The sequence below is a fragment of the Shewanella sp. 1311 genome (genome assembly GCF_059338235.1).
This window is the reverse complement of record NZ_CM181686.1, coordinates 437,619-447,887: the sequence shown is the minus strand read 5'-3', so window position 1 is coordinate 447,887 and position 10,269 is coordinate 437,619. Positions and strand designations below refer to the sequence as shown.

The window sequence follows — 10,269 nt, the reverse complement described above, 5'->3', positions numbered from 1 at the left end:
CTATATACTTTCACCAGTAGTAACGCCGCGTTTATAAGAGTCAGGGATCAGCGAGTCGATACTGTGATCGGCAATACGCGTCGCAGTGAACCCAAGGGAGACTAAGTGGGATAACAAGCTTGATTCCATTAACGGCACTGCGGCGGCGACTTTAGGGGTCAAGCCCAGCACCATAGGTTCGAGCACGGTTGGGGTGACGCCCAGCACAAAGGTCTTAGGTCTGTCGCCAACCATTTCCATCATATTGAGGGTTTGCAGCATTTCGACTTCATGGGCGCTGCCTTGCCAGTCGATTTCCTTCGGAGCCTTATCAAAATCGAAGAAGTAGACCTCGCCCGCTTCTACGCCATTGGCATTGACAGTATCGACCACGATTAAATAATCATATTGGCAAATAATGGGAATGAGTCCCTGAGCCAAGGTGCCGCCATCGAGCAGCTTCAGCTGGTGAGACTCATGGGTAAACTGATAATTATCAGCTATATAATTGACAAAATGTACGCCGATGCCTTCATCGGCGTACAGGACATTGCCAATACCGAGTAGCAATATCTTCATTGGACTCCTAGTGGTGTGAGTCTGGCTTTGGGTAGTCATAGCCAGAGACAATCGAGTCAACTGAGTTATGTTTGAAGCGTATCCCTGACCAAACCGCCATATAGACGTGGATAACCACAAAGATAACAAATGCCCAAGTGAGGTAGTGATGGAAAATCCTAACTTGTGCCAGCCCACCCATTTGTGCCGTAATCCAAGCGGCGCTGCCCCAAAGCATCCCACCTAAACCTTGGTGATACACATTGGCGTACAACACCAGACCCGTTATACATATCACGAGAGCGACCAGTGAGATTGCTACATAAGTCACAAATTGCAGCGGTCCATATACACCCGCTTTATGTAAGTGACCCATCCATAAGTAAGATTTCAGCTGAGTGATCCAGCTTTTTACACTCATCACATCGCGAAATGAGCGTCGCTCAATGTCACTTCGACTGAAAAAATACAGGTAGAAGCGGACTAAGGTGATCGCGGTCAATACAAAACCGCAGATCAAATGAGCGAAGCGGATCCAGCCTTGTACGAGCACATCCGTACTTTCAGGCGCCACAAGAAACGGCCAAGCAATATAGAATCCGGTGATCACTAGCACTAAAATTGATAGTGCCCTGAGCCAGTGGAAAATCCGTATTGCCGGACTAAAAACCAGTGTCCGAATGCGGGTTGCAGAATGGTTCATTTTGCGTTCCCTCCCTCGATTATTGACCATTGGGACTGACACGGAACTCGCTCAATGCCTGACCTTTAAAATCCATCACGTGTACAGAACACGCCATGCAAGGGTCAAATGAGTGAATAATACGTATCACCTCAAGGGGTTTAGTAGGATCTTCCAGTTTCAAGCCAATTAAAGAGGCTTCATAGGGACCCATTTTGCCGTTGGCATCCACAGGTCCTGCGTTCCAGGTCGTCGGTACCACGGCTTGATAGTTCTCAATCACTCCATTTTTAATGCGGATCCAGTGGCTTAACATGCCGCGTGGCGCTTCAATCATGGCGTGACCTATGTACTCTTTGCTCGGGTCGATATTGGGTTTCACATAAGTTGATTCATCAGACTGGATATTCGTCAGCAGCGCATCGAAGGTTTTTAATCCTTCTTGGGCGACGATAACTGTCTGTAACATACGGGCTGCGGTGCGACCTAAAGTGGTAAATAGGGCGGCAACGGGTAAGCCAGTGCGAGCAAGCAGGGCATTGACCGAATCCACAACCACTTTGTTACCACGGGCATAACTCACCAATAGGCAGGCTAATGGGCCCACTTCAACAGGTTCGCCTTGATAACGGGGGGATTTCACCCAAGAGTATTTGCCATCACCATCCAGCGTTGGCAATTTGCCGTAGACGGTATCGCGTTCAACAAACCCCGTGTAATTAGGGATCGTTGTACCGTCATAGGGATGTTGCGGCGCATCGGCGCTATACCAAGCATGGCTGACGTCTTCAGCAATCAGATCTGGGTTTACATCGCTGACACCGGCAAGGTCGCCATTCATGATCACGCCTTGATTGAACATGTATTCGCCATTGGCTAACACAAAGTCATCGGTCGCCATGAAGTTTTTCACATTCACGCCGCCCAGCACGCTTGGTTCAGTACCAAAGGCTTCGGCCGCCATCACGATATCCGCTTGATAAGCACGCAGGATAAAGTCAGTCACGGTCGCATGTTTTTGCTTCCATTCCTGCAGGCGAGCAGGGCTTAACATGTCACGCACCGACGTCACACCACCAACAACAACGGATTGTGGATGTGGTGATTTACCGCCAAAGATGGCCAGCATTTCTGCCGCAACACGTTGTACTTCAAGCGCTTTAAGATAGTGAGATAGCGCGATAAGGTTTTGCTCTGGAGTAAACTTATAGGTGCCATTGCCCCAATAAGCGTTGGCGAAGGGGCCTAATTTACCCGTTTCGACAAAGCCTTTGACTCTTTCTTGCACGGCTCTTAAATCACCTTCACCCGCGGCTATGGGTTTGTCTGTGTATTGCAGCGCAACTTGTGCAGCTTTGGCCGGATCGGCGCTCAGTGCAGACACCACATCCACCCAATCAAGACCGTGTAGATGGTAGAAATGCACAATATGGTCATGCATGTATAAAGAGGTTTGCATCAATGAACGTAAGTATCTCGCGTTCAACGGAATTTGAATTCCCAGAGCGTTCTCAACTGCTTCAGTGCCGCAGCGGTAGTGGGAATAGGTACAGACACCACAGATACGTTGCACAATAAGGCCAACATCCATAGGTGTACGGCCCTTGAGGATGACTTCAATACCGCGCCAGAGTGTGGAGGATGACCAAGCCTTGCTGATGACGTTATTTTCATCAACTTCAACTTCGATACGTAAGTGACCCTCGATACGTGTGATAGGGTCGATAACAACGCGCTTGCTCATGGGTTATTCCTCCAGCGGTTTGGCAAAAATACTGGCAACGGCATGGGCTCCAATGCCCACCACAGTCGCGCCTAAAATCACCGCACCAATAGTATCTGCGGTCGCATCCAATCCATGGAGGAGTTGACGGCCAAGGGGTTTTTCAAAGTCGGCCATGTCATCCCAGAAGTTAGGTTCTGAGCAGCCCATACAACCGTGTCCAGCGAGAACTGGCCAGCTGGTGTGATGGTTAAAGCGCTCGGTAGGGCAGTTGTTGTAGGTGTAAGGACCTTTACAACCGACTTTATACAGGCAGTAGCCTTCTTTCGCGCCGTGATCGCCAAATTCTTCAACGAATTCACCGGCATCAAAGCGGCCGCGACGTTCACAGTTATCGTGTACCCGTGCGCCGTAAGCCCATTTAGGTCTGTTAAACATATCCAGCGCAGGTAATTTGCCGAACATGATGAAGTACATCAAAGTGCCGACTATGTTCTTTTCGCTCGGTGGGCAACCGCCTAAGTTAATGACGGGTTTACTGACCACTTCGTGCACGCCTTTCGCCCCCGTTGGGTTTGGATAGGCAGCTTGCACGCCACCAAACGCCGCACAGGTGCCGACAGAGATAATCGCGGCGGCGCCTTCTGCAGCATGTTTGATGATTTCTAATCCTGTGTGACCTTTACAGCCCACAGTGAGGAAGCTGCCGTTATTGGCGGTCGGAATCGCCCCTTCAACGGCCAGTAAATAGCGGCCCTTGTAGGTTTCGAGTGCATTTTCGAGGTTTTCTTCGGCTTGCCAACCCGCAGCAGCCATTAAGGTTTCGTGATATTCCAAGGAGATATGATCAAAAATCAGCGAATCTAGATTGGGGGTATCGGTACGAATTAAGGATTCTGAGCAGCCAGTACATTCGGCCATGTGTAACCAGATTAAGGGTACACGGTCGGCTAATTCGGCAGCTTCGGCTACTAAGTTACTAAAGGGGAGCGGCAATGCGAGCATGCTCGTCACCATGGCACTCCACTTCATAAAATCACGGCGGCTAATGCCGTGCTGTTGCATTTTCTCAATCAGCGATTGTTGTTGACGGGGAGCGAATTGGCGTAACGCATCTAAGCGCGCCTTTCCCTGTTCATATAGGGCTGCATGTGTGTCCATGGGTCAACCTTTTTTGTTATTTAAATGTAAATTGGTAAGGGTTTACATAATTGACAGGGTCAGTTTAGGCCGTTGGAGTGTAAAGATTCTTGATGTATATCAAGAATTTTCAAGAGATGTGATAGAACTGAATTTGACATTTAATTAACATGACGCAGATCTAATTTCACTTTTCCTAATGGGACAAAATGTCTCATATTTGCCATTTTGGATGAAATCGGTCACTTAATCGGCGCTCATGTTATTAAGGTTGCGCTGTTGAAAATGCCGACCTTAAGTGGGGGGAGTCTGTGCATACGGCTTAATTGGACTTATATCAGCTTGTTTAAGAAAACCTTAAGATTCAGTTAATAGATTCAAAGGTAATCGTTAACGCGGAATATTCTATGAAGAAAATATTGTTGTTACTCAGTTTAATGGCCGCTGGCGTACAAGCCGCGCCGTCGTTGGATCATCAAGTGTTTAACGCGCAAAACCAAGCTGTTTCCCTGAGTGAGTTTAAAGGTAAAGTCGTCTATGTCGATTTTTGGGCCTCTTGGTGTGGGCCTTGCCGTAAATCCTTTCCGTGGATGAATGAGATCCAAAAAAAGTATCAAGATCAAGGTTTGGCCGTAGTGGCAATCAACCTAGATACAGATAACGAGTTAGCCCAAGAATTCTTAAAACAAGTCCCCGCCAATTTTTCAGTGCGTTTCAATCCAGAAGGTGATGTCGCGCGCAGCTTCGATTTGCTGGGTATGCCGAGCAGTTTCATGTTCAATCGCCAAGGTCAGTTAGTGCAGCATCATGTTGGTTTTTATGCCGATAAAGCCGCTGAATACGAGCAAGAGCTCGTCAGTTTACTGAAGGAGTAATTTATGCTTAAACCCGCATTAGTCGCAGTCACACTCATTATAGGTTTGAGTGGTTGTTCAAATTTAGGGGTGCAGCCGTGGGAGAAAGGCCAGTTGGCACGCGCTGATATGGCGCTCGACAGTGAAAAACTCGATCTGGCGCTCGATGATCATATTTATTTTAGTAAAGAAGGCAGTAGCGGCGGTCGCGCCTTTGCCGGTGGTGGATGTGGCTGTAACTAAACTCTCCGTTGGTAGTTAGTTGCCCTTAGATGTAACGAATAGATGTGATGAGCAGATGTAATAAAATCAGGGGCGAAATCCCGCGGTATTGAATAGATGAAAGTGACCTACAGGTGTTGTCAGCTATGACCCAAAAAAAGAATCAAATAAATGCAAGACAATCGAAACAGATTGCGGGTGCGTTAGCCTTAGCCAGTTGTGGATTGTTTGCCACAAGTGGCCACGCGACTGAATTATCTAAAAAAGCTGACGACTGGAAGGTCGATGCCGCTTTAATGTATTACGGTGAGCAGGATAGAGTGCAGGCCGTTGAAGCCATAGGTACAGCGCAAAAAGCCTTTGGCGATGATAGCGTGCTGGATCTTAAACTGGTGGTCGATAGCTTAACCGGTGCCTCGGCTTCGGGCGCTGTGGCTCAAAGTACCAGCCAAACCTTTACTCGTCCTTCGGGCAATGGCCAATACAGTGTGGCAGCGGGCGATACACCGCTCGATGACACGTTCCACGATACCCGCGTGCAAGGCAGCGTTAACTGGGCCCAAGCGCTTAATTCAGACTGGAAAGTCAACGCTGGTGTCTATGGTTCAAAAGAATTCGATTATATGTCAATGGGGCTCAATGCCAGTATTGAGCGCGGTTTTAACAAAGACAACACTACGTTATTTTTAGGCACAGCTTACAGCTTCGATGTGGTCGATCCTGTCGGTGGACGTCCGGTGGATTTATCCTCCATGGCGGTTCGCGATAACTTCGCCAGTGAAGAAGCCTACCGCACCGCATTTGATGCGACTCGCCAAAGTGGCAGCGATAATAAGCAAACCGCCGATGTGATGTTAGGCATCACCCAAGTGCTCAGTCAGCGCTGGTTGTTGCAGGCCAATTACGGCTTATCGAGTGTCAATGGCTATTTAACCGATCCCTACAAAGTGCTCAGTGTGGTGGATAATAATGGCATCACTCAGGATCTCTTGTATGAGAGCCGCCCCGATGCTCGCTTGAAGCATAGCTTTTACGTGATGACTAAAGGCGCGTTAGATGCGGGCGTGGTGGATTTTTCCTATCGTTATAATACCGATGATTGGGATCTCACATCGCACACCTTAGAAACCCATTACCGTTATTATTTTACGGGCAATTTTTACGGTCAATTGCATCTACGTTATTACCAACAAACGGCGGCTAACTTCTATCAACCTTTCTTGATGGCAGATACGCCACTGCCCGAGTTTGCCAGTGCCGATTATCGTATCGGTGATATGTCGGCTTATACGATAGGGATTAAATTTGGTCATCGATTATCGGGCGGTCATGAGATGTCGTATCGCTTAGAGTATTACCAACAGGATCCGAAAAATAACGGCACTACGATCCCCGGAGAGCTGCAAAACTTTGATCTGTTCCCGACGCAGAAGGCAATAACAGCACAGTTTAGTTATTCTTTTTAATACGAAATAATGCTACTGACTCAGATAGCAAGGCGTTAAACTGTATGGGTAGCTTAGCTACCCATACTCAATTTACCCCTGAGCTTATTTAAGCTGAATTCCAGTGGGGTGCCATGTAAAGAGGTGATTTATGATGTCGACATCATCCCTAAAAACCGCACTTTATTCGCTGCAACGCCGTGATTGGGGTTATGTGGGCGAATTTAGGGCCATGGCGAGTCCCTGTGAAATACTCATAGCATGCGATCAACTCGATATTGCCGACGATATGTTGGATATGGCGGTCACTGAAGCGCTGCGTATTGAACATAAGTACAGTCGCTTTATTGCGCAGAATTGTCTGTGGCAATTAAACCATGCCTATGGTCATAAGCAGCTTATCGATGAAGAAACCTGGCAGTTATTGGCTTTTGCCAAACAATGTTTTCAGCTTAGTGATGGATTATTTGATATCTCTGCAGGGCCGTTAATGGAGCTGTGGCGCTTTGATCCCAAAGCCCAATTGCCCGAACATGCCCGCATACTTGCCGCGAAAGCCTTAGTGGGGTTTGAGCGTATCGAGTTTGATTCGCGCCATATTGAGATGCCATCGGGAATGAAATTGGATTTTGGCGGCATTGCTAAGGAATATGCGGTCGATAGAGTCGCCTATGAGTTGGCTGAATGTTATCCAGATATTCCTGTGTTAGTGAATTTTGGCGGCGATATCGCCTGTCCTGTGTCCAAAGTGAACCCATGGCAGGTGGGCATTGAAGATCCCCGCCATCTCGACCACGCGGCCAATATACTGGCGATCAGTCAGGGCGCATTAGCGACCAGCGGCGATACACGGCGCTTTTTTGAAGTCGATGGAAAGCGTTACGGCCATATTGTCGATCCGCGTACTGGCTACCCTGTCGTCCATGCGCCGCGCTCCGTGACTGTGTTAGGGCCAAATTGCGTGACCGCGGGAATGCTGGCGACTATGGCCATGCTACAGGGCCAAGATGCGGAAGCATTTTTACAGCAACAAGATGTTAAGTTTAGTATTTTCCGTTAAGGGTTCTTTTAAAAGGCTCTGTTAAGGACATTGAATGCGTATTATGTTGGTTGAAGACAATGAGTTATTGGCCCAAGGGATTTGCTTGAGTTTGGCAAAGCTGGGCATGCAGGTTGATCACCTTAATAGTTATCAGCAAGCATTACAGGGTGTTAAAAATGAAAGCTTCAGTGCCATAGTGCTCGATCTGGGTTTACCCGACGGTAACGGTAAAGAGTTACTTAAAGCTTGGCGTCAGCAGGGAGTGTCAATTCCTACAATAGTCCTGACCGCCAATACTGATTTTGACACTAAGCTCGAATGCTTAGACATGGGCGCCGATGATTATCTCGGTAAACCTTTTGATGTGCGTGAATTGGCCGCGCGCATTCGCGCCATTGTCAGACGCCAGTACGGGCTCGATCACAACAGTTTGATTATTGGCGCGCTGTGTATTGATTTAAATACCCGTGAAGTGATCTTTCGCGATCAAAATGTGCTGCTTTCACGGCGTGAATTCCAATTATTGCTTGAACTCGCACAATCAGCTGGGCGCGTATTGACGCGCAGCCAACTGGAACAGTTAACCTATGGTTGGGATGAAGTCGGCAGCAACTCGATTGAAGTACACATTCATCATTTGCGTAAAAAGCTCGCCAATGAGCTGATTAAAACCGTGCGTGGAATCGGCTATACCTTGATTGAAATAAATTAATTCGCTGAATTAAGTGACAATACTCACGTTTGTGGGTATTGATACCTCAGTGATTAGCTGAGGGTAAACGTTAGGAAACTAAAGTGATTCGATTAAAGGGGCTGGATGTGTATTCACTGCGTTTGGTACTGACATTATTGATTTTGTCAGGTATTTCAGTGTCCGTTGCTGTCTCTAGCTGGTTGAGTACTCGGGATTCTAAGCATCAAATAGAAGAACTCTTCGATGCGCAAATGCTGCAAACCGCGAAAATGCTGGAGCTGTTTTATCACACTGAGCCCGGTGCGACGCCCCAGAGTACCGCGAGACCGCAAGTGCTCCACGTTCCCGATAGCCAGATCAGTTCCTTTGCCGAAAAAGCCGATGCCCTGAAACTCGCCTATGAGCATAAATTGGCGTTTCAAATTTGGAGTGAGGCGGGCGAAGCCTTAGTGCTGTCGGACAATATTGGCCATCAACCTATCACCCGATTCGTGCAGGGTTATCACAAGAAAGTGTTCGAAGGTGAACTCTGGCATGTGTTCAGTTTTTTCTCGGTTAAAAATCATGTTTGGATTGTCACCGCTCAGCAGGATGAAGTGCGCCAAGAGCTCGTATCGCAAATCATGCACAACGCGGTTATCGTGCCCTTGATTGTGGTGCCTTTGACACTACTTATCGTTAGCCTATTGTTTTATCTATTGTTCCGGCCATTAAAAACCTTCGAAAGGGAGTTGATTGGGCGGGCGCCGAACGATCTCACGCCGCTGACTATGTCACTACCGAAAGAGCTCGTACCCGTTCGCCGTGCATTAAACTTATATATCAATAGCATAGCTAGATTCATTGCCCGTGAACGCCGTTTTAGCGCCGATGCCGCCCATGAACTTAAAACACCATTATCTGTGATTAAATTACATCAACACGGTTTAGAGAGCCTGATTGACGATGATCCACAGCAGAAATTTCATCTAGCCGCGATTGATGCCGGCGTGGTGCACATGAGTCATACCGTTGAACAGTTACTCGTGTTAGCGAGGGTGGATTCGATAAATGAGCTCAATGTGTCATCCCACGCTATCTTGCCTATGGTTGAAGATGCGCTTAATCAATTGATGCCACAAATCACCGATTATGAATGGAATATCGATATCGCGCCCCAGCTGACCGTGACTTGCGATCGGTTCTATCTGCTGCTGGTGCTAAAAAATATTATCGAAAATGCCTGCAAATACAGCCCGCAGGAATCAGAAATCTCAGTGTCGGCCCATTCACTGGGTGATGAGATTAGTATCTGTATTGCGGATCGTGGCCAAGGTATGACAGAGGAGCAGATTGCTAATGCCACAGAGCGTTTTTATCGTGTGAATGAAAATGAAGGCATAGGTGCGGGTTTAGGTTTGTCTATCTGCCATCACATCATTGAATTGCACCAAGGCCGTTTAGTGATAGCGCCAAGGGAGCAGGGCGGATTATCTGTGACTCTTTTTCTGCCGCAATAGTTCAGAAGTTAACATCTTAAAATAGATCCGCAGTTTAAGTGACATCACCTCAGTGGTTTTGATACATTTGGGTGAGTGTAATTGTGAGTTTGTCTGCTATCTTAGAAAAAATCCTTAGGTTTACCAACAGATTGGTTCGCTAATTGTGTTTTTTCATCTAAGATCATCCACACTAAAATGAGACTTTAAAAAGTCTCATTTTACTTTCAAAAATGTAGCATTTGGATCACTTAACCTGCTTTTGTAACTGTGAAAGCAGAAATATGCATGATAATGTTATTTTTATATTCCTTTTAGGTATAAACTTATTCTCAAATAGTATTGTGTAGAAGGGGTTAACTGCATCTTTATTTATGAGTTTTTTTCTCCTTCTGATATCTTTCGCGATATGTAAGCAACTGTTTTTTTTCGCCCCTAAGCGAGGATGAAAA

General features: G+C 47.1%; 10 protein-coding genes. 6 read left to right on the top strand and 4 right to left on the bottom strand.

Annotation, left to right across the window (positions count from 1 at the left end):
* Genes AC5YB3_RS02035 through hyaA form a run of 4 tightly spaced genes read right to left on the bottom strand, consistent with a single transcriptional unit; the run spans position 1 to position 4,103 of the window.
* A complete protein-coding gene (locus AC5YB3_RS02035) occupies positions 1 to 558 on the bottom strand; it encodes a HyaD/HybD family hydrogenase maturation endopeptidase (protein WP_115334802.1) in 558 nt (185 codons plus the stop codon).
* A 7-nt stretch (positions 559 to 565) separates the two neighbouring features.
* Positions 566 to 1,240 (bottom strand): Ni/Fe-hydrogenase, b-type cytochrome subunit, encoded by a 675-nt coding sequence (gene cybH / locus AC5YB3_RS02030; protein ID WP_006081382.1) that lies wholly within the window; start codon positions 1,238 to 1,240, stop codon positions 566 to 568.
* A gap of 19 nt (positions 1,241 to 1,259) precedes the next feature.
* Positions 1,260 to 2,963 (bottom strand): nickel-dependent hydrogenase large subunit, encoded by a 1,704-nt coding sequence (gene hyaB, locus AC5YB3_RS02025; protein WP_006081383.1) that lies wholly within the window; start codon positions 2,961 to 2,963, stop codon positions 1,260 to 1,262.
* Positions 2,964 to 2,966: 3 nt separating this feature from the next.
* Positions 2,967 to 4,103, bottom strand: coding sequence for a nickel-dependent hydrogenase small subunit (gene hyaA, locus AC5YB3_RS02020; protein WP_006081384.1), 1,137 nt, complete (start codon positions 4,101 to 4,103; stop codon positions 2,967 to 2,969).
* A gap of 386 nt (positions 4,104 to 4,489) precedes the next feature.
* Between hyaA and AC5YB3_RS02015 the strand changes: the two genes are divergently transcribed.
* The 6 genes from AC5YB3_RS02015 to AC5YB3_RS01990 all read left to right on the top strand — a co-directional run bounded on the left by AC5YB3_RS02015 (position 4,490) and on the right by AC5YB3_RS01990 (position 9,838).
* Complete coding sequence (locus tag AC5YB3_RS02015; RefSeq protein ID WP_006081385.1) at positions 4,490 to 4,957, top strand: TlpA disulfide reductase family protein; 468 nt, start codon at positions 4,490 to 4,492, stop codon at positions 4,955 to 4,957.
* A gap of 3 nt (positions 4,958 to 4,960) precedes the next feature.
* Positions 4,961 to 5,179 (top strand): DUF4266 domain-containing protein, encoded by a 219-nt coding sequence (locus AC5YB3_RS02010; RefSeq protein WP_006081386.1) that lies wholly within the window; start codon positions 4,961 to 4,963, stop codon positions 5,177 to 5,179.
* Between the two features lie 125 nt (positions 5,180 to 5,304).
* Positions 5,305 to 6,624, top strand: coding sequence for a DUF3570 domain-containing protein (locus AC5YB3_RS02005; protein WP_012587808.1), 1,320 nt, complete (start codon positions 5,305 to 5,307; stop codon positions 6,622 to 6,624).
* A gap of 130 nt (positions 6,625 to 6,754) precedes the next feature.
* The gene (locus AC5YB3_RS02000; RefSeq protein WP_494526452.1) at positions 6,755 to 7,663 is read left to right on the top strand and encodes an FAD:protein FMN transferase; all 909 of its coding nucleotides are present in this window, start codon (positions 6,755 to 6,757) and stop codon (positions 7,661 to 7,663) included.
* 34 nt (positions 7,664 to 7,697) lie between these two features.
* Positions 7,698 to 8,357 carry a response regulator transcription factor gene (locus AC5YB3_RS01995; protein ID WP_494526451.1) on the top strand — a complete coding sequence of 220 codons (660 nt, stop codon included), beginning with the start codon at positions 7,698 to 7,700 and terminating at the stop codon, positions 8,355 to 8,357.
* A gap of 83 nt (positions 8,358 to 8,440) precedes the next feature.
* On the top strand, positions 8,441 to 9,838 hold the full coding sequence (locus tag AC5YB3_RS01990; protein WP_006081390.1) for an ATP-binding protein: 1,398 nt from the start codon (positions 8,441 to 8,443) through the stop codon (positions 9,836 to 9,838).
* The last annotated feature ends 431 nt before the right edge of the window (positions 9,839 to 10,269 follow it).